The sequence below is a fragment of the Morganella sp. HMSC11D09 genome, from assembly GCF_001807955.1.
Lineage (GTDB): Bacteria > Pseudomonadota > Gammaproteobacteria > Enterobacterales > Enterobacteriaceae > Morganella > Morganella morganii.
In genome coordinates, this window is the sequence record NZ_KV791647.1 from 150,008 (window position 1) to 173,685 (window position 23,678).

At 53.2% G+C, this 23,678-nt stretch carries 24 protein-coding genes; 6 read left to right on the top strand and 18 right to left on the bottom strand.

Features of this window, described 5'->3' with window-relative positions:
* The first annotated feature begins 1 nt into the window (after window position 1).
* Window positions 2-922 (top strand): MDR efflux pump AcrAB transcriptional activator RobA, encoded by a 921-nt coding sequence (gene robA, locus HMPREF3119_RS01645; protein WP_004242113.1) that lies wholly within the window; start codon window positions 2-4, stop codon window positions 920-922.
* 75 nt (window positions 923-997) lie between these two features.
* Here the strand turns inward: robA and gpmB are convergent, their stop codons facing one another.
* Window positions 998-1,645: a 2,3-diphosphoglycerate-dependent phosphoglycerate mutase GpmB gene (gene gpmB, locus HMPREF3119_RS01650; RefSeq protein ID WP_004237109.1), complete on the bottom strand. Its 648-nt coding sequence runs from the start codon at window positions 1,643-1,645 to the stop codon at window positions 998-1,000.
* A gap of 189 nt (window positions 1,646-1,834) precedes the next feature.
* Here gpmB and yjjX point away from each other — a divergent pair, with 189 nt between their 5' ends.
* The gene (gene yjjX, locus HMPREF3119_RS01655) at window positions 1,835-2,371 is read left to right on the top strand and encodes an inosine/xanthosine triphosphatase (protein WP_004237108.1); all 537 of its coding nucleotides are present in this window, start codon (window positions 1,835-1,837) and stop codon (window positions 2,369-2,371) included.
* Between the two features lie 50 nt (window positions 2,372-2,421).
* On the opposite strand, the gene HMPREF3119_RS01660 is transcribed toward yjjX, so the two are convergent.
* Window positions 2,422-2,964, bottom strand: a complete 543-nt coding sequence (locus HMPREF3119_RS01660; protein ID WP_004237107.1) for a GNAT family N-acetyltransferase — start codon at window positions 2,962-2,964, stop codon at window positions 2,422-2,424.
* Between the two features lie 169 nt (window positions 2,965-3,133).
* Here HMPREF3119_RS01660 and HMPREF3119_RS01665 point away from each other — a divergent pair, with 169 nt between their 5' ends.
* Window positions 3,134-3,997, top strand: coding sequence for an AraC family transcriptional regulator (locus tag HMPREF3119_RS01665; RefSeq protein WP_004237106.1), 864 nt, complete (start codon window positions 3,134-3,136; stop codon window positions 3,995-3,997).
* A gap of 1 nt (window position 3,998) precedes the next feature.
* Here the strand turns inward: HMPREF3119_RS01665 and trpR are convergent, their stop codons facing one another.
* Window positions 3,999-4,304 carry a trp operon repressor gene (gene trpR, locus HMPREF3119_RS01670; protein WP_004237105.1) on the bottom strand — a complete coding sequence of 102 codons (306 nt, stop codon included), beginning with the start codon at window positions 4,302-4,304 and terminating at the stop codon, window positions 3,999-4,001.
* 110 nt (window positions 4,305-4,414) lie between these two features.
* Entirely contained in the window at window positions 4,415-6,340 is a 1,926-nt protein-coding gene (sltY, locus tag HMPREF3119_RS01675) for a murein transglycosylase (protein ID WP_070578152.1), read from the bottom strand.
* Between the two features lie 578 nt (window positions 6,341-6,918).
* Here sltY and HMPREF3119_RS01680 point away from each other — a divergent pair.
* Both HMPREF3119_RS01680 and ettA read left to right on the top strand, forming a co-directional pair.
* Window positions 6,919-7,344, top strand: a complete 426-nt coding sequence (locus HMPREF3119_RS01680) for an Exc2 family lipoprotein (protein WP_032099036.1) — start codon at window positions 6,919-6,921, stop codon at window positions 7,342-7,344.
* Window positions 7,345-7,557: 213 nt separating this feature from the next.
* A complete protein-coding gene (gene ettA, locus HMPREF3119_RS01685) occupies window positions 7,558-9,225 on the top strand; it encodes an energy-dependent translational throttle protein EttA (protein WP_032099035.1) in 1,668 nt (555 codons plus the stop codon).
* Between the two features lie 346 nt (window positions 9,226-9,571).
* Here ettA and nadR read toward each other — a convergent pair whose 3' ends face one another.
* The 3 genes from nadR to serB are packed head-to-tail and all read right to left on the bottom strand — an operon-like array spanning window position 9,572 to window position 13,238.
* Complete coding sequence (gene nadR, locus HMPREF3119_RS01690; protein ID WP_004237101.1) at window positions 9,572-10,834, bottom strand: multifunctional transcriptional regulator/nicotinamide-nucleotide adenylyltransferase/ribosylnicotinamide kinase NadR; 1,263 nt, start codon at window positions 10,832-10,834, stop codon at window positions 9,572-9,574.
* A gap of 12 nt (window positions 10,835-10,846) precedes the next feature.
* The gene (radA, locus tag HMPREF3119_RS01695) at window positions 10,847-12,235 is read right to left on the bottom strand and encodes a DNA repair protein RadA (protein WP_036413703.1); all 1,389 of its coding nucleotides are present in this window, start codon (window positions 12,233-12,235) and stop codon (window positions 10,847-10,849) included.
* A gap of 25 nt (window positions 12,236-12,260) precedes the next feature.
* Entirely contained in the window at window positions 12,261-13,238 is a 978-nt protein-coding gene (serB, locus tag HMPREF3119_RS01700) for a phosphoserine phosphatase (protein ID WP_004242106.1), read from the bottom strand.
* Between the two features lie 101 nt (window positions 13,239-13,339).
* On the opposite strand from serB, the gene HMPREF3119_RS01705 reads away from it, so the two are divergent.
* Window positions 13,340-14,008 carry a YtjB family periplasmic protein gene (locus HMPREF3119_RS01705; protein ID WP_004237098.1) on the top strand — a complete coding sequence of 223 codons (669 nt, stop codon included), beginning with the start codon at window positions 13,340-13,342 and terminating at the stop codon, window positions 14,006-14,008.
* A gap of 12 nt (window positions 14,009-14,020) precedes the next feature.
* Here HMPREF3119_RS01705 and crcB read toward each other — a convergent pair whose 3' ends face one another.
* From crcB to HMPREF3119_RS01760, 11 genes are all read right to left on the bottom strand, one after another.
* Entirely contained in the window at window positions 14,021-14,404 is a 384-nt protein-coding gene (gene crcB, locus HMPREF3119_RS01710; RefSeq protein ID WP_004237097.1) for a fluoride efflux transporter CrcB, read from the bottom strand.
* Between the two features lie 40 nt (window positions 14,405-14,444).
* Window positions 14,445-15,527 (bottom strand): FUSC family protein, encoded by a 1,083-nt coding sequence (locus HMPREF3119_RS01715; RefSeq protein WP_004242105.1) that lies wholly within the window; start codon window positions 15,525-15,527, stop codon window positions 14,445-14,447.
* A 12-nt stretch (window positions 15,528-15,539) separates the two neighbouring features.
* Window positions 15,540-16,706, bottom strand: a complete 1,167-nt coding sequence (locus tag HMPREF3119_RS01720; protein ID WP_070578155.1) for an NAD-binding protein — start codon at window positions 16,704-16,706, stop codon at window positions 15,540-15,542.
* A 12-nt stretch (window positions 16,707-16,718) separates the two neighbouring features.
* The gene (yut, locus tag HMPREF3119_RS01725) at window positions 16,719-17,711 is read right to left on the bottom strand and encodes an urea transporter (protein WP_004237091.1); all 993 of its coding nucleotides are present in this window, start codon (window positions 17,709-17,711) and stop codon (window positions 16,719-16,721) included.
* A 93-nt stretch (window positions 17,712-17,804) separates the two neighbouring features.
* Window positions 17,805-18,770 (bottom strand): urease accessory protein UreD, encoded by a 966-nt coding sequence (locus HMPREF3119_RS01730; protein ID WP_015422437.1) that lies wholly within the window; start codon window positions 18,768-18,770, stop codon window positions 17,805-17,807.
* Entirely contained in the window at window positions 18,767-19,402 is a 636-nt protein-coding gene (ureG, locus tag HMPREF3119_RS01735; RefSeq protein ID WP_004237089.1) for an urease accessory protein UreG, read from the bottom strand. Before ureG ends, HMPREF3119_RS01730 begins: the two co-directional genes overlap by 4 nt.
* 33 nt (window positions 19,403-19,435) lie before the next feature.
* Window positions 19,436-20,122 carry an urease accessory protein UreF gene (locus HMPREF3119_RS01740; RefSeq protein WP_004237086.1) on the bottom strand — a complete coding sequence of 229 codons (687 nt, stop codon included), beginning with the start codon at window positions 20,120-20,122 and terminating at the stop codon, window positions 19,436-19,438.
* Window positions 20,123-20,146: 24 nt separating this feature from the next.
* A complete protein-coding gene (gene ureE, locus HMPREF3119_RS01745; protein WP_024475037.1) occupies window positions 20,147-20,824 on the bottom strand; it encodes an urease accessory protein UreE in 678 nt (225 codons plus the stop codon).
* Between the two features lie 56 nt (window positions 20,825-20,880).
* Window positions 20,881-22,599, bottom strand: coding sequence for an urease subunit alpha (locus HMPREF3119_RS01750; RefSeq protein WP_024475038.1), 1,719 nt, complete (start codon window positions 22,597-22,599; stop codon window positions 20,881-20,883).
* A gap of 67 nt (window positions 22,600-22,666) precedes the next feature.
* Complete coding sequence (locus HMPREF3119_RS01755; RefSeq protein ID WP_004237083.1) at window positions 22,667-23,089, bottom strand: urease subunit beta; 423 nt, start codon at window positions 23,087-23,089, stop codon at window positions 22,667-22,669.
* 29 nt (window positions 23,090-23,118) lie between these two features.
* The gene (locus HMPREF3119_RS01760; protein WP_004242097.1) at window positions 23,119-23,421 is read right to left on the bottom strand and encodes an urease subunit gamma; all 303 of its coding nucleotides are present in this window, start codon (window positions 23,419-23,421) and stop codon (window positions 23,119-23,121) included.
* Window positions 23,422-23,678: the final 257 nt, after the last annotated feature.

The window sequence follows — 23,678 nt, forward strand, 5'->3', positions numbered from 1 at the left end:
TATGGATCAGACCAGCATCATTCGCGATTTACTCCGTTGGTTAGATGAGCATTTAGATCAGCCACTTTCCCTCGATAACGTCGCTGCGAAGGCAGGCTACTCCAAGTGGCATTTACAACGTATGTTCAAGGACGTTACCGGTGAGGCCATCGGCGCTTACATCCGCGCCCGCCGTTTATCACGCGCAGCCATTGCACTGCGGCTGACTGCCCGTCCTATTTTAGATATCGCATTACAGTATCGTTTCGATTCACAGCAAACCTTTACCCGCGCATTCAAGAAACAGTTTAATAAAACACCTGCGCTGTACCGCCGTCTTGACGAATGGTGCTCTGACGGAATCTGCTCCGCCATTCTGCTTGATGATGTGCCGATGCCGGAGCACGAATTTGTCACGCTGCCGCCGCGCACAGTGACCGGTATAGAGAACAGCTGTTCACATCGTCTGGAAGACTGGGCAACCGCGTGTACCCACATGCGTCAGGAGTTCTGGCTGCATCATATTTCTGTGGCGAAAACTATCCCGGACTATGTTTACGGGCTTTACAGCACCACCCGTAATCCGGACAAAGAAGATGAGCAGACGGTTCATTACACCACTGCCGTGGCGAAGGAATTTGCTGCCTTTACCACTGAGGAAAATGTTCACGAGGTGGAAATGCCCGGTGGCGAATATCTCTGCTTCACTTTCAGCGGTATTCCTTACCGCGGCGCGATGCAGGAATTCCTGTTCACTATTTACGGCCAGTGTGTGCCGCGACTGGGGATCACCCGCCGCCGTGGTTACGATATTGAGAGCTATAAACTGAGAAAGGGAACCGATATCCGCTATCCGGATGCGGCTGATGTGGATGAGACCGATCCGCGCCATCACATCGAGGAATTTAAATACTACATTCCTGTCAGACGTGACGCGCAGTAACAGCCTTCCCGCAGAACAAACACCGCCGCCGGTGGTGTCTTGTTCACCCGGGCGGTGTCTGATTCACCGGTTTACTCAGCGCTGTACTTCATCCAGCGCCGGAAGACTCAGATGTGTGGTGTCACCGGCCGTTTCAACTACCCAGCCATCCGCCAGCCACGGGCTTTCCTGATACTCCAGAACGGATAACGAACAGTTGCGCAGACGCAGACGGCGCTCCGCATACGCCGGCAGCCCCAGCACAGAGCCAATCAGGCATCCCAGCGCAATACCGTGACTGACCAGCAGAACTTTGCTGCCCTCCGGCAGATCCAGCGTGCTCTCCAGCGCCGCCCGCATCCGGCTTTCCAGCTCCGCGAGAGATTCCCCTTCCGGGATACGCCCGTCTTCCGCGCCGTTAAGCAGACTTTTACGCCAGCCCTCTTCTTCTGCGGTCAGGGTATGGATCTGACGTTTTTCCAGCACGCCCATATTGAGCTCACGCAGACGCGGATCCGCAATAATCTCACAACCGCAGGCTTCTGCGATCAGTTTCGCGGTCTGCTGTGTGCGGCCCAGATCACTGGCAATAATATGGGTGATCCCTTCATTTTTCAGACGCGCGGCAACCTGCTTCGCCTGATCGATACCACTTTGTGTTAACGGGCTGTCAGAATGACCCTGGATACGGCGCTGAACGTTCCATTCAGTTTCGCCGTGACGGACAAGAAATACCTGTGACATAACTATCAATCTCTGCTTTTACTGTGTGAAAGTCTGATTACCCCGCTACCATACCGTAAAAACATTCCCGGGATCACGCTTTATCCCTGAAACTCTTTCACCGCACGGCACCGTCTAAAAAAATCTGCGGAAAGCCGTCAATATTCGCTATACTGCGGCAAACATAATTACGTGGATAGTTTAATTATCATGTTTCATATTATCGCAGCAACGACTAATCCGGCCAAAATTCAGGCTATCCGTTCCGCTTTTGAAGTGGTACTGGGTAACGGCAATTTTGATATTGAAGATGTGAATGTGGACAGCAGTGTGCCGCAGCAGCCTATCGGGAACACAGAAACCCGTACCGGCGCCCGCCAGCGCGTCAATGCGGCCCGTCAGGTCAGACCGGAAGCGGATTTCTGGGTTGGTGTTGAAGCGGGTATTGAAGGCGATATGACCTTTGCCTGGATTGTTATCGAGCACCGTCAGCTGCGCGGGGAATCCCGTTCTGCCAGCCTGATGCTGCCGGAAAAAATTCTCGCGGGGATCCGCGAAGGCCGCGAACTGGGTGATGAAATGGCCGACCTGACCGGGGTGGAAGATATTAAACAGAAAGGCGGAGCGATCGGTTTCTTCACCGGCGGCGCGCTGACCCGCACCAGTGTCTATGAGCAGGCAATTATCCTGGCGCTGGTACCTATCCAGCATGAAATTTATAAATCCCTGAACACCAAAGAATCCTGATCTGAAAAACCGGACCGGTACTCACCGGCCCGGTGACCTTCCCGGCACATTTACTGCTGTGCCAGCCACTCTTCCCGCGTAATGCGGCTGATATGTTCAGTCCGGTAATCATTCAGGAACTGATTGAATTTATTCTCTTCAGTATGATGATGACGGAACCCGCATTTGGCCTGGGCGCGGTGTGACTGTTCATTGTTTTCAAAATAGCCGCACCACAGTGCATCCAGCTCCAGGGTTTCAAATGCATGGCGCATCACTTCCCTGACCGCTTCCGGGATCAGACCCTGTCCCTGGTACGGCACACCAATCCAGTAGGCGATTTCCCCTTCCCGCTGACTGATGTCAAAGTTGCTGTTTTCACCGATCAGGATCCCGATACAGCCCACAGCCCGTCCGTTCGCTTTCAGTTCAGTGGCATAGACCTCATCGAGGTTAAAAACGGTGCGGATAATATCGGCACTTTCCTCAGCGCAACTGTGCGGCGGCCAGCCGGCAATCGGGCCGACGCGGTCATCTTTCGCCACTTCATATAAATCGGCGGCATCGGTTTCTGCCCACGGGCGCAGAATCATACGTTCTGTTTCTAATTTCATACTGCTTACCTTACTTCAGTTATACATTCAGCCTCAGCGGCTCTCTCTGTGATGACGGGAAGTGTAGCCTGACGGCAGACCGGCGGTAAGCAACAAACCTCCGCACTTTCGGTACTTTTGAAAACTATTGTGATAAATTTCCTCTGATATCTGCTTCAGGACGGCAAAAATGGCAACTCACGATATTACACTGACAGATCAGATTCCGGTGCTGACGGAAGAAACAGACACATTACTGACAGGGGAAAGCACACTGGCCGATCACAACGGCGTACCGCTGACCTTCGGAAATGCGTATCTCACCCTGATGATCTGCCGGGCGGGATACGCGCATATGTCACTGAACTTTAAATCTCAGCCTGTACGGGCGGGGGATATTCTGGTGCTGGCGGAAGATACGATCGCGCTGCTGAAAAAGCGCTCACGGGGATTCCGTGTGTTTTTTTGTCTGATCCCGGCCTCCTTCTCTGCCGAAATCGCCTATGTCCTGCCGAACCCGCTGTTTCTGTTTCTGCATGAATATCCCCGCTGCATTCCGCTGCCGGAAGAAAAATCGCTGCTGACAATGTGGCTGGCACAAATGCAGGATATCACCCGCAACAGCCCGGTTTACCGGCATATCATGCAGCGTAATCATTTACAGAATCTGTTTTTGCGGATAGCGGAAAGAATGCCGCCGGATGCCCCGGCCGCCATACAGAAGTACAGCCGGAAAGAGACGCTGTGCTGGCAGTTCTGGGAACTTATCTGCCGCCACAGCCGGGAACACAGGGATGTGCAGTACTATGCACGGCGGTTAAATATCACGCCGTTTTATCTGTCACAGCTGACCGGAACGTTTTTCAATCACTCGCCCAAGTCACTGATCAACCGCCGGGTTATCCCTGAAATCAAGACACTCCTGCGTTACAGCACGCTGTCAGTGGAGCAGATCGCAGATAAACTGCACTTTGATGACCCGTCCTACCTGTGCCGCTATTTCAGACGGGAAACAGGTATTTCTCTGACAACATACCGGCGGCAGAACAGCTGAGTTATTTTTTGCCGCTGAGGAGTTCCTGCTCCAGCCATGCTTTCACCTCTTCCGGGGCATATTTCAGGCTGTTGGAGCCGCGGGTGATGGTCGCAATGCCGACCCCCAGCTCACTTTTCAGCTCACGCTGACTCATCTTACCGCGCAGCAGTTCCTCGACGATCCGCACGCGTGTGCCCAGCGCTGTGCGCTCATCCGGGGTAAAAAGCAGCTGAAAAAGGTGGGATTCAATATCCTGTGAATAGGCATTGCGCAGCAGGCTGACAAAGCGCTGCCAGTCGCTGTCCTGAAGTTGGTCTGTCGTCATGTGTCACCCCATAGGATCGGGAGTACAAAAAGTACCCGTTAACTAGTACATCTAGGATAACACAAGCCCGGTGCAGCTGTCTTCTGCTGAACCGGGCCGGAGGGGAATGATCAGTAACGCATTGATTGTTCGGAAGGTGTCAGTACATCCGCCGGGCGCTGCCCTTTCAGGAAGTTCTGATAAAAGACATCAAATGCCAGCACATTCTTCACATAACCCCGGGTTTCCGCGAACGGAATGGTTTCCACGAAGGCAACCGCATCGAGCCGTCCGCCGCTGTTGCTCAGCCAGCGGGTCACACGGTTCGGGCCTGCGTTATACGCAGCACTCGCCAGGATCCGGTTCTGACCGAACTGGTTATACACGCCGTTGAGATACGCGGTGCCTATCTCGATATTTTTGCGCGGATTAACCAGCTGCGCACTATTGCTGTAATCCGCAATACCATTGTCGCGGACCGTCTGGGTTGCCGTTGCCGGCATCAGCTGCATCAGCCCGGTCGCACCGACCGGCGAACGCGCCTGCGGGTTCCAGGCACTTTCCTGACGGGCTATCGCCATCGCATAGCTTTTGCTGATATTTTTATTCTGAGTGAACTCATCAAACTCACTCTGCCAGGCCAGCGGGAAGCGCTCTTCCAGATGATCCCACAGCTTGCCGTTGATCGTCGCCTGCACACTCAGATCCGCCCAGCCCTGCTCCAGCGCATAACGCGCCAGCTGTGCTTTGCGCGCCGGTGTCTGGCTGTCCACCAGATTCAGCCACTCGGTGCGGGCCAGCCCTTCCATCTGCCAGTACAGCAGCTCACGGATACGCTGAATTTCCGGCAGATTGCTGATGCTGTTGTCCGGTTTATCCGCCGCATTGATCATCATGACATACGGTTTGCCCAGACGCTGTGCCGCCACCATCGGATAGAATCCGCGACCCTGGGTGATTTTTTCCAGAATGGCATCCGCAGCCGCTTTATTGCCGCCTTTTTCCAGCAATACCGCGCGCCAGTACTGCCATTCCTCTTTCTGCTGAGCATCCGCCGGTAACCGGGTCAGCCAGCGATCCAGATCGCGGTCATCCGCGTTACTCAGCGCCAGACGCACACGGCGCTCGCGCAGGGTGACAGAATCGGTTTCCTGAATCACTTCGTCACGCCAGGCAGCCTGCTCATCTGTCACATCGCTCCCCATATACTGCCACGCAACGGCATCTTTCAGTTGCTGACGCTCGCTGTCATTCATTTTCTGGGCGCGCGCCACACTGTTCAGGTCAGCCCTTGCCGCATCAGGTGATTTGCGGGCATAGGCGGAGAAAGCGGAGATGGTGGCCTGACGGGTGAAATCCGTCGGGCTCAGCTGGGCAAATGTCACCACTGATGCCGGGTTTTTCTGTAAATTAATCAGACCATTGCTGATGGTCTGATAAGAGGCAGGCAGGCGTTTTGCCAGATAACTGACCAGAGAGGTGTTGCCGTTTTTCAGCGCCAGGCTGATGCGTTCAAGAACACGTTCCGGTGTCAGTCCGCCGGACTGATCCCAGACATCAAATAACTTATCGCAGGAGGACGGCAGGGAATTTCCCGCCAGCCAGACTGATTTCGCCCCGTCCAGCGCCACCTGACGGTTTCCGGTCTGCCAGTTGGCATAGTAATAGTCACACTTCGCACTGACCGGTTTTGGTACAGTCGTGCTGTAGCTGACCAGCCCCTGCCAGTCATTACGTTTGGCCAGCTCACTGATAAATTTATTTTTCAGACTTGCCGCTGACGGCAGGTTCGGATGGGTATCCGTAAAATTTTTCACCTGACCTGCTGTCAGCAGGCTCATGTCCTGTGTCAGCTCACGGTATTCCAGATAAGGATAGAGCGGATAATCCCGCAGTGACGGCATCAGGCGTTCCACTTCCGCCATATTATTGGCATCCCAGGCAGATTTGACATCCTGATAGCGCTGACGCTGCTCACTCAGTGAATCCGCTGACGCCAGTGCTGAAAACATCAGCATGCTGAGGGCTGTCACGCCCGGCCATATACATTTCCTCATGATCTGCTCCTGTCTCCTTCATTACCGTTTATCTGCACAATACCTCAGACCCTGATACACAGTGTAAGTGCCCTGTCACGCAGACACAAATCATACCGTTGTACCGGATAACCAGATACCGGAAATTATATTATTCAGAATATATGTCTGATTATTCTTATTATGCATTCCCTTTGCCGTAAATGATGGTTTATTAAACAGGATGCAGTGATATCGTCTGGTGCACTCATCATTCTTGCTATATAGTAAAGTTAAATTTAAAATTATAATGATAACACTTCAGGAAACCGGCTACCGCCGTAAACGGGATCCTGAGCACTACCAATAACTCTATAAGTAGTGAACACATTTCAGACGACTCCGGTCGTCTTTTTTTTACCCCTTGCTCCGGGATAAACACGCTATCTTAATTAATCAGATAATTATATTTTTGAAGTATTTTTATTTTTCAGATTACAGTCAGAAATCATAAAATATATGATGTGCATCACTTGCTGTATTTCCGGTTTCCATTAAAAATATTCTCATATTTTACACCACATCCGGTTTACTGATAACCGCAAAGGACGTAATACATTATGAATAATATAAAAAACATAATAATCATCTCTGCATTATTTGCCCTGACAGCATGTGCATCACAGCAGACCGCCTATGAGAAAATCACCCGCCACTATGTCTACCAGCAGGCCGCGCAGGATTCTGACCCTAATTTTCAGACTCATATAAATGGCTCCGTTAAACTTATGACGCCGTTTTTTAAACAATTCTATGATGCCGGTATAAAAGATAAAAAAGACGGAATAACACCGCAACAATATAAAGAGCGAATTAGTTATTTCAGAAGTAACGAATTTTTGAGCCGTATGACCGGGACAACACAGTTTATTTCACCAAAAGTACATACTGAGAAAGTAAATGAAAGTGACCGCACGGACCGGCAGAAAAAAATACTGACAGACAATATTATTGCTGCTTATGAGGCCGGTTACAGCGGCCGTTAGCACACCGGCCCCGGGTTCATCATGATACGGATCCCGGCAACGGCACGATCACCGTGAGAATAACGCAGGCCGGTGTTAGAATGGGGAATCTGCTGTACCCGCCGGTCACTGCCGGCAACCGGGCAATACTGACACCGGAGTGGCTTTAACTAAACGTAAAACTTAGTCATAATGCCCCGCAGATGCCCCATCAACGAAAAAAGGTAGACTACATTGGCTCAATACGTTTATTCGATGCACCGTGTCGGCAAAATTGTGCCGCCGAAGCGTCATATACTGAAAGATATCTCTCTGAGTTTCTTCCCGGGCGCCAAAATCGGTGTTCTCGGCCTGAATGGCGCCGGTAAATCAACCCTGCTGCGCATCATGGCAGGCGTGGATACCGATATTGAGGGCGAAGCACGTCCGCAGCCCGGCCTGAACATCGGCTATCTGCCGCAGGAACCGAAACTGAATCCGGAACACACTGTCCGTGAAGCGGTTGAAGAAGCGGTTGCAGAAGTGAAAAACGCCCTGACCCGTCTGGATGAAGTGTACGCGCTGTACGCCGATCCGGATGCGGATTTTGACAAACTCGCCAAAGAGCAGGGTGAACTGGAAGCGATTATCCAGTCTCATGACGGCCATAATCTGGATAACCAGCTGGAACGTGCGGCAGATGCCCTGCGTTTACCGGCCTGGGATGCCAAAATCGGTAATCTGTCCGGGGGTGAGCGCCGCCGTGTGGCTATCTGCCGCCTGCTGCTGGAAAAACCGGATATGCTGCTGCTCGACGAACCGACCAACCACCTGGATGCGGAATCTGTCGCCTGGCTGGAACGCTTCCTGCACGACTACGAGGGCACCGTTGTGGCGATCACCCACGACCGTTACTTCCTTGATAACGTCGCCGGCTGGATCCTCGAGCTTGACCGCGGTGAAGGTATTCCGTGGGAAGGAAACTACTCCAGCTGGCTGGAGCAGAAAGATGCCCGTCTGGCACAGGAAGCGTCTTCTGAAGCTGCCCGCCGCAAGTCTATCGAGAAAGAGCTGGAGTGGATCCGTCAGAATCCGAAGGGCCGTCAATCCAAAGGCAAGGCCCGTCTGGCCCGCTTTGAGGAACTGAACAGCGTCGAGTACCAGAAACGTAATGAGACCAACGAACTCTTTATTCCGCCTGGTCCGCGTCTGGGTGACAAAGTTCTGGAAGTGGAAAACCTGACCAAATCCTATGATGGCCGTACCCTGATCGATAACCTGAGTTTCTCGCTGCCGAAAGGGGCGATTGTCGGGATTATCGGGCCGAACGGCGCGGGTAAATCCACCCTGTTCCGTATGATCAGCGGCAAAGAACAGCCGGATTCCGGTACTATCACTCTCGGTGATACCGTGACTATCGCGTCTGTTGATCAGTTCCGTGATGCCATGGATGATAAGAAAACCGTCTGGGAAGAAGTGTCCGGCGGGCAGGATATCATGCGTATCGGCACCACTGAGATCCCGAGCCGTGCTTATGTCGGACGCTTTAACTTCAAAGGCGTTGACCAGGGCAAACGTGTCGGTGAGTTATCCGGTGGTGAGCGCGGCCGTCTGCATCTGGCCAAACTGCTGCAGGTCGGCGGCAACATGCTGCTGCTCGATGAACCAACCAACGACCTGGATATCGAAACCCTGCGTGCACTGGAAAACGCCCTGCTGGAATTCCCGGGCTGCGCTATGGTCATTTCCCATGACCGCTGGTTCCTTGACCGTATCGCCACCCATATCATCGACTATCAGGATGAGGGCAAAGTGGAGTTCTTCGAAGGTAACTTCAGTGAATATGAAGATTACAAGAAACGGACTCTCGGCGAGGCCGCACTGGAGCCGCACCGCATCAAGTACAAACGTATGACCAAATAGGCCATATAACGGAAAATGCCGCGTGGTGAGGGACCGCGCGGCATTTTTTGGTTGGATGGATAAAAGAGTGTCTTTTGTTACGGGTATTACATTGAACCTGGTACTTAAGGTACAACCGAAGCTGACTTACTACTTCATACTTACCGCTTTCATAACACTTAAAACTGATAAATAAATCAATCAGTTAACACCATCAGTAAAGGGATCCTTTACTCTTCATCTTTCCTCCCTTTGTTGCCCTGAATTCTGTCGGACGCTGTGTGTTGTCCTTGTTCTTTCAGTATAGAAGAGAAAAATAATTTCTCACGGAAATTACCTGATTATTTTTCGATTCTCACAACATTCTTTATTTTTGCTGATCCCCGTCACGAATTTCAGGGGTATCCAGCATCAGCAGACGCTGAACCAGCTCGACGCACTCGAGAAAACGGGTGTCGTAATCCGCCGATGTCACATGGACAAACTTAATGCCGTTTTCCCGCAGCATATCGATCAGCAGATCCTGAAACGCTTTGCGATCATTGTCACTGCCGAGGCTGCGCAGTCCGTCAGCCACCCACGGCGTGTTATTTTCCAGCAGGATCACCAGGTCAAAGCGGTACTCCGCAATCAATGCCTGCACAAACGGGTGCTCTTTACCCTCATACCGTTTGCAGAAAGCCTGGGTCGTGACAAAATCCGTATCCACAAATGCAACTTTATTGGCATATTTCACTGCAAAATCAATATACTGAGCATGTCCCAGTGCGATTTTGTCATAGTCGGAATATTGCAGCGCCATTTCATCACCGCCCAGGTGGGAAAACACATAATCGCGTCCGTATTCCCAGGCACTGGTGGTATTAAACATATTTGCCAGCTTATTGACGAGGGTGGATTTACCGCTGGACTCCCCGCCGAGCACCGCCACAGTGCGCACAAAGAAGGGTTTAACCTCTGTCGGAATGTAGTCCCAGTAGCGGAACGGCGCCTGACGGATCTGCCGCCCGCTGATATTCATAAAGGTACGTTCCGGGTCGATAAGCACTGTTTCAATGCCGAACGATTCACGGTAACGCGGCACATCCGCTTTTTCGCCTGAATAGATAAAATCCGGCGTGATCCCTTTTTCCCGCATAAACTGACACACACCCTGACTCCAGTGCTCCCAGCCGTGCGGATACGGATCATAAGCGTGCTCATCAAATGAGTGAATGCGGATATTTTTCTGATATTTAAACGTTTGCAGAAGCCAGCGCAGGCGATCACTGACGGTCGGCTGCTGAGACATCGAACTGTTGATAAACAACGCTTTATCACGCGGTTCGTCGTGACAGAGGATCACATGCAGCTCATCCACCTGGCTGCACGCCCGCTGGATCAGGTAAATATGGCCGGTGTGCAGCGGGTAAAATTTCCCGAACACCACCCCGGTAATTTTCTGCTTCAGCGGGTAATCGAGCCCCAGCGCACTGTGCAGTCCGGCCAGCTTCTGGCCGCCGGGACTTTTGATTTTGTTGTTAATCAGCTGGCTGAGATACCCTTTGGTCACCCCGCATTGATCCGCCAGTTGCTGGAGTGTGACACCCGCCTGTTTAATGGCTTGTTTCAGATAGGAAAAATCGGTCATTCTCTGCCTCACTTATTCCAGGTCATCCAGCACAGACAGGGCATCCGACAGTTTTTTCACCCCGAACACCTGCATACCCGGCGGCGGATTTTTCGGGCGGTTGGCATTCGGCACAATCGCCCGTTTAAAACCGTGTTTGGCCGCTTCCGAGATCCGCTCCTGGCCGCTCGGTACCGGACGGATCTCCCCCGCCAGCCCGACTTCGCCGAAGATCACCACATCACGCGGGATCGGCCGGTCACGGAAACTGGAGACCAGCGAGAGCAGCAGCGCCAGATCCGCACTGGTTTCGGTGACTTTCACCCCGCCGACCACGTTGACGAACACATCCTGATCCGACATCTGCAATCCGCCGTGACGATGCAGTACCGCCAGCAGGATAGCCAGCCGGTTCTGCTCCAGCCCGACCGCCACACGGCGCGGATTCGACATCATCGAGTGATCCACCAGCGCCTGGATTTCCACCAGCAGCGGACGGGTTCCTTCCCAGACCACCATCACCGAACTGCCGGACGTGATTTCATCCCCGCGGCTCAGGAAAATGGCGGACGGGTTGCTCACCTCGCGCAGCCCCTGCTCCGTCATGGCAAACACACCCAGCTCATTCACCGCACCAAAGCGGTTTTTATGGCTGCGCAGTGTGCGGAAACGGGAATCGGCCTCACCGTCGAGCATGACCGAGCAGTCAATACAATGTTCAAGTACCTTCGGCCCTGCCAGAGAGCCGTCTTTGGTGACGTGACCGACCATAATGATCGCCACCCCGCGGGTTTTGGCAAAGCGGGTCAGATAGGCGGCGGTTTCGCGCACCTGTGCCACACTGCCCGGCGAAGACTGAATATCCGCCATGTGCATCACCTGGATGGAGTCAATCACCATCAGCTTCGGCTGTTCCTGCTCTGCGATCAGGCAAATCTGCTCAATCGCCGTTTCCGACAGCATATTGAGATTGTCCATCGGCAGCCCGAGGCGGTGTGCCCGCATCGCCACCTGCTGTAATGATTCCTCCCCCGTGACATACAGGGTTTTCATCTGTGCAGCGAGCTGACACATGGTCTGTAACAGCAGGGTACTTTTCCCGGCGCCCGGGTTACCGCCAATCAGAATGGCACTGCCCGGTACCACGCCGCCGCCCAGCACACGGTCAAATTCTTTGAAACCGGTGGAGAAACGCGGCAGTTCCTCAAGACTGATTTCTGACAGTTTCTGTACTTTGCTGACACCGCTCTGCCCCGCATAACCGCTGAGGCGATCATTGCGTGCCGCAGACGATGAGACAGAAGCCAGCCGGACTTCCGTGATGGTATTCCACGCCTGACACGCGGTGCACTGCCCCTGCCAGCGGGGATAATCTGCCCCGCACTCGTTACAGACAAAGGCGCGTTTTGCTGGTTTTGCCACTCGTGACCCCGTAATAACTGATAAATTAACGTTCTTCGTGTTTCAGACCACCACTGAGGGTGCACATCACCCCCATCAGGTCGGCATGGCGGATAGCCACTTTTGCCCGTGCATACACTTTCGGTTTGGCGTGGAAGGCAATGCCGAGACCGGCTTTTTTCAGCATTTTCAGGTCATTGGCACCATCACCGATCGCCACGGTCTGCTCTAAAGGAATATTGAGAAATTCCGCCAGTTTCACCAGCGCCTGCGCTTTGTATTTGGCATCCACCACCGGACCTTTGACTTTGCCGGTCAGTTTGCCGTCTTTGATTTCCAGCTGATTGGCATAGACGGCAATCAGGCGCAGAGAATCTTTTAAATGATTGGCGTAGAAAGTAAATCCGCCGGAAGCAATCGCGACATGCCAGTCCATCGCCTGGAGTTTGCGCACCAGACTGGTCAGCCCCGGCATCAGCGGCAGCGTATCCAGCACCTGCTGTAAAATGGCGGCATCCGCCCCGGCCAGCAGGCCGACACGCGCTTTCAGGCTTTCGCTGAAATCCAGCTCGCCCTGCATCGCTCTTTCCGTCACCTCCGCGACTTCATCACCGACGCCGGCTAATCTGGCGATTTCATCGATACATTCGATTTGGATCGCAGTGGAATCCATATCCATCATCAATAATCCGGGGGAGCGCAGTTTCGGGATATTACCCAGCGGCACCACATCCATCTGAAACTCATCCGCCACCCGTTTGATGCGCCCGGTCAGGCTGCCCGCGATCCTCACCACCTGATAATCATCGATCCGCCATGACGAGACCACCACAATTGCCGCCCCCAGACGGTGCTGGAAATCGCTGATCCGCGCTTTATCCAGCCCGCGTCCGTACAGCAGCCAGCCGCTGTCACCCGCCCGGTAGTCCAGCGGCATCACTTCATCACCGCTCAGGGAAAGAGGAAGGCCCGGCCACTTATGGATTTCATTCGGCAAATAACAGTAGGTCAGACTCGTCGACATCAACAGATACTCCTATAATCCCTGATAATATTCATGATGGTAGCAGATAAAAATTTCCGCTTCTGGCAATATGGTGGCGACAACGGAAAAACGGATAAACAATGGCCAAAACGAAGTTAACATTCCGGCTGCATAAAACAGCCATTATTCTGATTTGTCTCGCCCTGATGGTGTGTCTGTTACAGGGTGTGTCTTATTTCAGCCGCGTCCACCAGCAGTCGTCAATGGATCAGTTTAATGAACTGGCCTATTCGCTGGCACAACAGGTGGCGTTTAACCTTTCCGATGCTATAGACGATAACGGGAAAGTGCTCAATAAGAAACAAATTACGGCAAATTTAGCGCAGCTGACCACCAACAGCCGTATTCTCGATGCCACAGTATATCAGGATGACGGGGTACAGATAGCCGGCAGCGGCGAGAGTATCACTGTCCGCGACCGGCTGGCGCTGGACGGACAAAAAGCCGGCAGTTATTTTAATCATCAGATTGTCGCCGCCATCCCCGGAAAAAAAGGCCCGAAAGGCTTTCTGCGCCTGACCATCGATACCCACCGTCTGGCCACGGAATCCACCCAGGTGGATAACACCACCAACCTGCTGCGGGTGATGTTACTTCTCGCCCTCGGTATCGGCTTTGTGCTCGCCAACAATCTGCTGCAGCTGACCCCGAGCCGCTGGCAGCAATCTCTGTATCTGCTGACCGCCAATCTGAAAAATGAAGATGAAAAGCCGGGGAAGAAAACGGAAGAGAAAGAAAAAGGGGAATAATTTCCCCTTTTTCTACCGGTGCTGCAACACCTGCCAGGTCAGCAGGCCGAGCCAGGTCATCAGCAGGGAGCTGAGTACATGCAGGGCGATTTCTGCCATACCGTGGTGGATGCGCCCGGCCTGGAAAGCCTGCACAATCTCGAGTGAGAAGGTCGAGAATGTCGATAACGCGCCGCAGAACCCGGTGACAATAAACAGCCGCCATTCTGCCGGGAGTGTCGGGTGAGAGGAGAAAAACGCCACCGCCAGCCCGATAATATAACCGGCAATAATATTGGCGAGATACGTCCCCAGCGGCATCATTGCCAGCACCGGGTTGAATTTATTACTCAACACCCAGCGGCCGAGGCCGCCGAGCACTGATCCTGCGGAAATGCTGAGGATCACATTTAACATAGAAAAACCTTACGTCATTTTTATTTCAATGTTTCTGTGTTTATGCGCATTTCTTTAAAATGTCAATCTGAACCAGCCCGCACACTTCATCCAGCAGCTTGATTACTTCCACACTCATCCCGACCATCATGGCATCCGCGGAGTTACTTTCCGGCTGTGCATTGATCTTCTGATGCAGCTCATGTGTGCTGGCACGCAGTGCCTGGAGCTTATCCATGGTGTCATCGTCTTTCCCCTGCACAAAGATATCAGAGAGCAGTTTCATGATTTCACTGTTGCTTTTCTGCAGCTGCACAATGTAGGGATTTTCGGTGTTCAGTGCATGAGCAAAGTAGTTTTTACTGAAGGTGTCCGTCAGCAGTTCCAGAATCGCCACCAGTCGCCGGATGCGCCCGTGAATGGCCGTAAAGGTAGCCGCCGGAACATGGGTTTCTTTGACAGCCGGTGCAATGTAGGTATTGCAGGTCAGCAGTGTGGATAACGTGTCTTTCAGCTGATTATCCCACCGTTCCGGGTCGGTACTGCTCAGTTTCATGATGTGCTCATCATATAATCTGGCAATATCGCGCAGAATAGTACTGATATTCATCCGCCAGAATACAAATCCTTTCAGCGGCAGAATCGCCGAGAACACCAGTGCCAGAATCGAGCCGCCCACCGTCTGCGCCGAACGGATAAGCGCGGAGTCCATGTCCCCGACCGGTGCGGTGGCAACGATACTGATGGTCATCCCGATCAGCATCCCGACATACATGTTTTTACCCAGCGCGATCAGCCCGCAGACAAACATCGCAATGGTCGCCAGCGCCAGCATCAGCGGGAAAGAGTGGGTTTCCGTGTACAGCAGCAGCATCCCTATCAGTGAGCCGATAACGGTGCCGAGGGTGCGCTGCATAGAGCGGATCAGCACATTTCCCCAGTACGGCATCGGCATCAGGATAGAGATAAGTGTCATAATGATATAATCGAGCTTATCGCTGTGTAATTCCCGGAACACCAGAAACGTCAGTGTAAATGCCAGCGCAATGCGGATGCCGTGCAGCTGTTTAAACCGGGAATAGAAAAATGACTGAGCCCGGGAGATCCCGTGGCTCAGATTTATTTTTTTTTCTTTATGCTTCACAACCGGCCCTGCTTATGGCGCTTTGGCTAATAAGATGTCAGCCATAACGCTGTTATTGATGCTTTCACCGCACAGCATTTTCATCAGCACTTCACTGCCGAGCTGTGACAGGGAGAAGGTCATATCCGCATGCAGCAGGCGCATTTTGTCGCGGTTCTCTTCCTGATTCACCACAGTCACGGTTTTCACGCCTTCACCGGCCAGCTGTTTCACCGCCAGCAGCGCAAAGGTGTTATCCGCATCATTATCACTGATAGCCATCACACAGCGGGCATCTTTGACATTAGCTTCATTCAGGGTCACGGCATCGGCACTGTCACCGGCCACGGTCACGGTGCCGTCAGGGAAGAGCTTTTTGTCCTCATCAGAACAGATCACCACCACCTGCAAACCGCGTTTTTTCAGTCCTTTATAGATATTGACCGCCAGCGGATTCGCGCCGATAACAACATAATGCTCTTTCATGTGTAACAACCTCTTTTTGACAATCTCGCGTGTGCCGCGCAGGACGACACCCACAATGTACACAATGGATGTGGTGAAGATCGTGATACCGAACACCACCACCGTCAGGGTAAACATCCGCGCTTCCACGCTGATCGGGATGATGTCCCCGAAACCGACCGTGGTCATACAGACCAGGGCAAAGTAGAAGGCCGCTGAGATATCCGTGACATGCGGCTGGAACTCATTGCCGAGATACAGGGTGCCGAAGACGGAATAGACCACCAGCAGGATAATACTGCTGACCGCCACCACGCCGGCACTGGTCAGGCTGTGATGCGGGAACTGCCGCCACAGGCAGCCGGACGCAATCAGCAGCGCCAGCGAGAACAGTCCCTGCAGCGAGTATTCCCGGGCCAGCCCCAGATCCATCAGTACCATCGTGAGCAGGATAAACAGGGAGAACAGCCAGGCGATGCGGGCGCCGGTCAGCATCAGCAGCGCCAGCAGTGCCAGCAGTAACCCCAGCATAAAGCGGGGAATATCCAGCAGTTTTATAAACCCGAGCGACTGTAACCACGCGGTGAAACCGCCGTCCTGCCAGGCAATATCCCCGGTATAGGAAAACAGAACCGGCGACAGGATCATCACCCCGTCAATAAACAGCAGCACCGACAGGATCACCCGCAGACTCAGTAATTTATGTAACCCTGTCTTCAGTAGATTACTCTGCATATTTCTCCCCTTTTACTGACGGTGTTCCGGCATGATGTCCTGATTCGGCACCAGGAACAGCCAGGAGGCCAGAACAAACGGCATGGTCAGTGTCGGAATGCCGAACGGCGAGACCACCACATCCAGCGCGCCCTGGACAAACACCGTAAAAATCACACCCACAACGGTATACACCAGCACTTTGAAACTCGGTTTATTAAATGTGGAACCCAGCGCAATCGCAGTTAACACAGCACTGAATGAATACAGCCCGGTATGCACACTGCCGAAGTCCGCTTTCAAAAAAGATGCCACACCAAAAGCCAGCAGTGAGCCAAAGACCGCAAAGACCGCCGCCCACACCGAGCTGACTGCCAGGCCGATCACAAACAGGATCCCCACGGTAATGCTGCTCAGCAGAAAGACCTCTGACACACCACGAAAAATATCCGGGATCAGATCGGAATACGGGATCCCGGCGATCGGTGCCACATACTGATCCGGCAGTGCCGGCCCCGGCAGACTGACGCCTTTGATACCGAAGAAACTGTAACTGGCCAGCAGGATAGTCCAGGTCACCAGCACGAAAGGCGCGGTCAGCGCAGCAACTTTCCAGTTTTTCAGGAAATCGGTCAGTGAGATGGTGGCGATCACCGCCACGATACTGCCGAGCACAATGGCCGCCCACATAAACGGTGTGTTATCCAGGAAGGTCGGCAACGCCACACCGACCAGGCAGCCGTTATAGCCGTACAGCCCGGCACGCAGTGAAGTGACATCCATTTTGCTGACATACGCCGTCAGCGTGGACACCACGGTACCGAGCAGACAGCCCCAGCCGACCGCCGGAATGCCTTCACTGTATGCACCGATAAAAATAGCGGCGAAAAAGAACAGCCCGGTCAGCGGGTTGTTCTGAAACATCACCTGCGCACAACCACGCAGCGTGATATCAATAAAATGTATGACAGGATTGGATCCGGCCAGTTTATTCCAGCCGTTCTGACTGACTGTTGAAGTTGCCATCGTCTTTCCCCTGAAGGTAAACCGGACAAAGGGACTGATTATGCTGATAATAACCAGTCCCCTGAGTAACCACCGGTGTCATCCTGCAGCGCATCAGCGCCACAGGAACGGTTTCTGCAATGTGATGCCGAGGATCTCTTCCCGGGCGATTTGCCAGAAATAACGGACAGCCTCTTTGGTTTTCGGGCTGTCGATTCCCAGCACTTTGAAGACCAGACCGCACTCGTTCGGCAACTGCGTCGCCCCGAATGCAACCTCTTCATCCGTGTCATAACGGGCTTCCAGACGCTCCAGGATACGGGCATGATGCTCTTTCGGTGTCAGTAAAATCACGTTACCGAAAACATCAAAACCCCCCATCACGCCGACCACATTCAGTGCTTCTTTTTTCGGTTCCAGAATGTATTTTTCAACAAATAATTCTTTTCCCTCATTGTCCTGCGCCCGGATCTTTGAGGAAAAAATATCAAACCCGAACTGTTCGTCCGGATGGTGATATTTCCGCCCCGACATCAGGATCTCGGAATAGATCACAGTTGCTGTCGGATCAACCGTGATCTGAGTGTCCGTTAAAAAACGGGCATTACGGTGCGGGATAATCGGATCCGGCATAAACTCCAGATAACCACCGGCTTCCACCACCACATTCTGGTACTGCGTGGCGTAGTTCGCCTCCATCATGTGAATTTTGGTGGCGGACTGCGTAGTGACGTGGGCGCACGCCCCCTCTTCCACAATCAGATCCAGCGCCTGGCGGTCGCCCTGTAACAGGCAGCCGGAGGTGGAAATCATAGTGACACACGGCATCTGCGGCATCATTTCATCCCAGTACAGCGCGCGCTGCACCAGAGAAGGCACACGGCGCTCCATTTCCACCATTTCACTGCGGTATTCCCGTTTGGCAAACCGCAGTTTCAGATAGCCGCTTTTCCCGATGGCACCACTTTGCATCTGCTTTGGCTCATCCTGGTAAGGCGCCATTTCCGGCGCCTTTTCCCCTAAGAGATGAGCCCGGAGACGTGTCGGCGTCCCCGCGATCTCAGCCCTCAGTTGTGTCATGCTTTTGCTCCCGCCTGGTGGGTGAACAGGAATTTATCCATGATCATATCCACCAGCTCCACCACGCCTTCGCCGGTTTTGCAGTTGGTCATGACATACGGACGGTTGCCGCGCACCACTTTGGTGTCACTTTCCATCACTTCCAGGCTGGCACCGACGTACGGTGCGAGGTCGATTTTGTTGATGACCAGGATATCCGCCTGCACCAGGCCCGGGCCGTTTTTACGCGGGATTTTTTCCCCTTCCGCCACATCGATAACATAGATGTAGAAGTCAGCGAGTGCCGGGCTGAAAGTCAGCGTCAGGTTATCGCCGCCGCTTTCAATCATGATGACGTCGCTGTCCGGGAAACGCTCTTCCATATCTTCCACGGCTGCAATGTTCATACTCGGGTCTTCGCGTACGGCAGTGTGCGGGCAGGCACCGGTTTCAACGCCGAGGATTTTCTCTTCGTCGAGGATCCCTTTCAGGGTGCGTTTGACCTGCTTCGCATCTTCGGTGGTCACGATGTCATTGGTGATGATTAACGGCTTGATCCCGCGTTCGATCAGGATCGGGGTGATCACTTCAATAATCGCCGTTTTACCTGAACCAACAGGGCCGCCGATGCCGATCCGTGTCATTTTTTTCATCAATATACTCCCGGAAAATAAGTCAGCCGCCTGTCAGTTCATAAACAGGCGGACAAAAGATTTGGTATGAACTGCCGCAAGGACGTCGATCACCGGCACATAGGAAGACATCTGTTCAATGTCGCCGCAGGCTGCAATATCGCAGAAGGTTTCAATGTCGTTGTTCAGCTCAAATAAAATGTGCTGTGTTTCAAAGTGCGTGATCCGCATCAGGCGCATGGCGGCGCTGAGGATCGTCATTGCGATCCCGTACTGATGCATAACCACCACTTCGCGTTCGCCGATACCCTGTACCGCCATCACAATAGCCTGAGTGACAGGCTGGGTGCCCGGGGTGTCCCCGCTTTTAATCTGTGCCAGCCACCATGCCACGAGCGGATCGTCAAAAATATGGACAGAAATTTCCGCCAGTTTTTTCCCCATCCGCGTTGCCATCAGGCGGGCTTCTTCATTCAGTTTGCGGTTATTCACCGCCCGGTCGACCCGCAGAATGGCGTCGTTATCACCGGCAAGCACTGCGCGGTGTGCCGCGACAACAGCAATACCGTCACCGCTCGCCGCCTGTTTCAGCGCGGTGCGGACAAAGCCTTTCAGGGTTTCGGCATCATGTACCACACCCGTCTGAATCGCCGATTCCACACCGTTTGAGAAAGTAAAGGCGCCGACGGGAAGTGCCGAATCACCAAACTGCATGATCCGGATAAGATCAGCCGCTTTCATCACACGTTCTCCCGTTCCGGTCTGTCAGTGTTTGTGGTCATGGTCGTGATCGTGGTGATGATCATGGCCGTGGTCGTGACTGTGGTCATGATCATGGCTGTGCCCGTGATCGTGGCCGTGTGAATGTGAGTGCCCGTGGTTATGTGCCACATGCACGTGAGTATCTGTCTCTTCCGCGCCGCCGAACAGCAGACGGGATTCTGAGTTGGTCAGGATCGGCAGAATAGTTTCGCCTTTGACGAAGGCAAACGTATCATTGCCGAAGCCGTGGGTGCGCATCACCGATTCCATCACTTTTTCACTGACGGTCAGCGGGACATACACCTTGTTTTCTTTGATAACGGCTTTCCAGTGCTGGTTACCGAGCGCATGGCCCAGTTCAAAACTGATGCGGATCTGCTCTTCCGGCGTGCTGCCCTGAAGACGTTTAAGATCAACAACCATGACATCACGCAGATCGATCTGGACGACAACCATAGTATTAGTGGTGTCATCGGTGTGGATCACATCTCCGTCAGACAACAGCACGTTGCGATCCAGCGCGATCCCGATATCCAGCCCGTTTTGGGTGTGTTTACGGCAGCGGCTTTTCTGGGCTTCACGCTGATCGAGGATCAGCATATCCACCGTCATTTCGTTCGCTTTATCAGCCCACGCCTGATCTTTTCTGACGTTGCCGAGAATGTGCTCAATGAGGATCATGGAATTACCTTTTTGTTATGCCCGGCGGGCTGAACAACACCCGCCGGGGAAGTCAATCAGCCGAAGAAATAACGCTGGTTCATCGCCGCCACCGAGATTGGCTGGCAGGTCGCGTGTTCCCCGTTAACTTTCACCGCGAAGGTTTCCGGATCCACTTCGATATCCGGGGTTTCGCCGTTACGGACCAGGTCGCGTTTGGTGGTGGTGCGCATGCCCTGAACCGCGACAACTTCGCGCTCCAGACCGGCTTTCTCTTTCACACCATCTTCCAGTGCTGCCTGGGAAACGAAAGTCACACAGGTATCCTGCAGGGTTTTACCCATCGCACCAAACATCGGACGATAGAAGACCGGCTGCGGTGTCGGCAGGGAGGCGTTAGGGTCACCCATCGCTGCCCAGTTGATCATGCCACCTTTGATAACCAGTTTTGGTTTCGCACCGAAGAAACGCGGATCCCACAGGACCAGGTCCGCCATTTTGCCGACTTCGACTGAGCCGAGCACATGGCTGATACCCTGGGCAATCGCCGGGTTAATGGTGATTTTTGCCACGTAACGCAGAACACGGAAGTTATCGTTACCCGCCGCATCTTCCGGCAGCTTGCCGCGCGCCGCTTTCATGGCGTTAGCGGTCTGGATCACACGCAGCCAGTTCTCACCGACACGCCCCATCGCCTGGGAGTCACTGGAGAACATGGAGATAGCACCCATATCATGCAGCACGTTTTCCGCTGCGATGGTTTCCGGACGCACGCGGCTTTCCGCGAAGGAAACGTCAGCCGGGACATTCGGGTTCAGGTTGTGACATACCATGATCATGTCGAACAGTTCTGCCTGGCTGTTGATGCCGTACGGCAGTGTCGGGTTAGTGGAGCTCGGCAGCACGTTCGGCTGGCTGACCACTTTGATGATGTCCGGCGCATGACCACCGCCCGCACCTTCGGTGTGGTAAGTATGGATAGTACGGCCTTCAAAGGCTTCGATGGTATCTTCCACATACCCGCCTTCGTTCAGACTGTCAGTATGTACCGCAACCTGGATATCATAATCATCTGCCACACGCAGGGCATGACGGATGGCGTTGGAGGTTGCACCCCAGTCTTCGTGGACTTTCAGACCGGCAACACCGGCAATGATCTGTTCAACCAGCGGATCGCGGGCAAAAGAGTTACCTTTCCCGAGCATACCGACGTTAACCGGTAAACCTTCCAGTGAACGCAGCATCGCGCGGATGTTCCACGGACCGGCGGTAACCGTTGTCCCGTTGGTGCCGTCTGTCGGCCCGATACCGCCGCCGAAGAAGGTGGTGACACCGTTGGACAGCGCCGCATAAGCCTGCTGTGGTGAGATCAGGTGAATGTGGGTATCGATACCCGCCGCTGTCAGGATCAGATGCTCACCGGAGATAGCATCGGTGGCCACACCGGCGACCATTCCCGGGGTGATACCGTCCTGCAGGTTCGGGTTACCGCTCTTGCCGATACCGACAATTTTACCGTCCTTCACACCCACGTCCGCTTTGATGACGCCTAATTTGGCATCCAGGATAGTGACGTTGGTGATAACCAGGTCGAGCACGCCGTTGTCGCTGGTCAGCGTGTTGTTCGCGCCCATCCCGTCACGGAGGGATTTCCCGCCGCCGTAAACAGATTCTTCGCCGTAACCGCGTAAGTCTTTTTCAATTTCGATATAGAGATCGGTATCACCAAGACGGATTTTGTCTCCGGTGGTCGGCCCGAACAGGCCGCAATATTCTTGTCTGGAAATCTGTGGCATAACGTGTTCCTTATTTCGTTCAGGATGCCTGTGCATCACTGCCGGAAAATCGTGTCAGGACGGAGAATTACTTCTTCGCTTCTGCTTTATGGCTGAAACCGCGGGCAATTGCCTCGTTCAGGGCAATCGCTTTTGCCGGACGTTCGCTGGTGGCCACATTATTACCGGCCCAGCCGTCCACCAGGTTGTTAAACCCGTAAACTGTCTGTTTGCCGCCGTAAGGAATAAGAGAAACTTCAGTTTCATCACCCGGCTCAAAACGGATTGCGGTGGTGGATGAAATATTCAGGCGTTTGCCGTAAGCCGCTTCGCGATCAAATTCCAGGGCATGGTTCACTTCAAAGAAATGAAAATGCGAACCGACCTGAATCGGGCGATCCCCGGTGTTACGGACTTTAATTTTGGTTTCCGGCTTACCGGTATTAAATTCAATCGGGGTATCCGCAAAAATGACTCCGCCTAACGGCGTGGGTTGTTTTGTATTGCTCATAATCAGAACCTCACCTTTTTGCTGTACGTTTATTTGATTGGGTTATGAACCGTCACCAGACGGCTGCCGTCTGTGAAAATCGCCTCAACCTGCACATTCGGGATTAAATCATCCACCCCTTCCATCACGTCGGCTTTGGTCAGTACGGTGGCAGCTTCTTTCATCACATCTTCCACTGTTTTGCCGTCACGGGCGCCTTCCAGTGCTGTCACGGTAATAATCGCGACCGCTTCCGGGTAATTCAGTTTTACCCCTCTGTCGCGACGTCGCTGCGCGACATCCGCCAGGGTATATACCATCAGCTTTTCAACTTCTCTCGGGGTTAATTGCATAACGCCTCCACAATTGAATGAAAACAGAGTCATCAGACAGCAATCCGGATATCAGTATTCCGGGATACCGTGATTTCAGTTTTTATTTCAGTGACGCATCCGCTGAATGCAGACACAATCCGCCACTGACCGCCGGACATGCGCAGGCGCACACCCGGAAATACTAAAGCGTGAAAAATGTAAGCTGTTAATCAGCCATAAAAAAATAAATCATGCACCGCTGTTCTCCTGATAAGAAAACGAGGTTCAGATCCCTT

Coding starts and splice junctions, on each gene's coding strand:
- HMPREF3119_RS01660 (WP_004237107.1), bottom strand. CDS start 2,964: ATGAAATTAGAAACAGAACGTATGATTCTGCGCCCGTGGGCAGAAACC.
- sltY (WP_070578152.1), bottom strand. CDS start 6,340: ATGAGGAAATGTATATGGCCGGGCGTGACAGCCCTCAGCATGCTGATG.
- HMPREF3119_RS01705 (WP_004237098.1), top strand. CDS start 13,340: ATGGCCAAAACGAAGTTAACATTCCGGCTGCATAAAACAGCCATTATT.
- robA (WP_004242113.1), top strand. CDS start 2: ATGGATCAGACCAGCATCATTCGCGATTTACTCCGTTGGTTAGATGAG.
- trpR (WP_004237105.1), bottom strand. CDS start 4,304: ATGACGACAGACCAACTTCAGGACAGCGACTGGCAGCGCTTTGTCAGC.
- yjjX (WP_004237108.1), top strand. CDS start 1,835: ATGTTTCATATTATCGCAGCAACGACTAATCCGGCCAAAATTCAGGCT.
- HMPREF3119_RS01740 (WP_004237086.1), bottom strand. CDS start 20,122: ATGAAAGCGGCTGATCTTATCCGGATCATGCAGTTTGGTGATTCGGCA.
- HMPREF3119_RS01750 (WP_024475038.1), bottom strand. CDS start 22,599: ATGCCACAGATTTCCAGACAAGAATATTGCGGCCTGTTCGGGCCGACC.
- ureE (WP_024475037.1), bottom strand. CDS start 20,824: ATGATCCTCATTGAGCACATTCTCGGCAACGTCAGAAAAGATCAGGCG.
- HMPREF3119_RS01720 (WP_070578155.1), bottom strand. CDS start 16,706: ATGCAGAGTAATCTACTGAAGACAGGGTTACATAAATTACTGAGTCTG.
- HMPREF3119_RS01760 (WP_004242097.1), bottom strand. CDS start 23,421: ATGCAATTAACCCCGAGAGAAGTTGAAAAGCTGATGGTATATACCCTG.
- ureG (WP_004237089.1), bottom strand. CDS start 19,402: ATGAAAAAAATGACACGGATCGGCATCGGCGGCCCTGTTGGTTCAGGT.
- gpmB (WP_004237109.1), bottom strand. CDS start 1,645: ATGTCACAGGTATTTCTTGTCCGTCACGGCGAAACTGAATGGAACGTT.
- nadR (WP_004237101.1), bottom strand. CDS start 10,834: ATGACCGATTTTTCCTATCTGAAACAAGCCATTAAACAGGCGGGTGTC.
- HMPREF3119_RS01665 (WP_004237106.1), top strand. CDS start 3,134: ATGGCAACTCACGATATTACACTGACAGATCAGATTCCGGTGCTGACG.
- HMPREF3119_RS01755 (WP_004237083.1), bottom strand. CDS start 23,089: ATGAGCAATACAAAACAACCCACGCCGTTAGGCGGAGTCATTTTTGCG.
- HMPREF3119_RS01680 (WP_032099036.1), top strand. CDS start 6,919: ATGAATAATATAAAAAACATAATAATCATCTCTGCATTATTTGCCCTG.
- yut (WP_004237091.1), bottom strand. CDS start 17,711: ATGGCAACTTCAACAGTCAGTCAGAACGGCTGGAATAAACTGGCCGGA.
- crcB (WP_004237097.1), bottom strand. CDS start 14,404: ATGTTAAATGTGATCCTCAGCATTTCCGCAGGATCAGTGCTCGGCGGC.
- HMPREF3119_RS01730 (WP_015422437.1), bottom strand. CDS start 18,770: ATGACACAACTGAGGGCTGAGATCGCGGGGACGCCGACACGTCTCCGG.
- serB (WP_004242106.1), bottom strand. CDS start 13,238: ATGTCGACGAGTCTGACCTACTGTTATTTGCCGAATGAAATCCATAAG.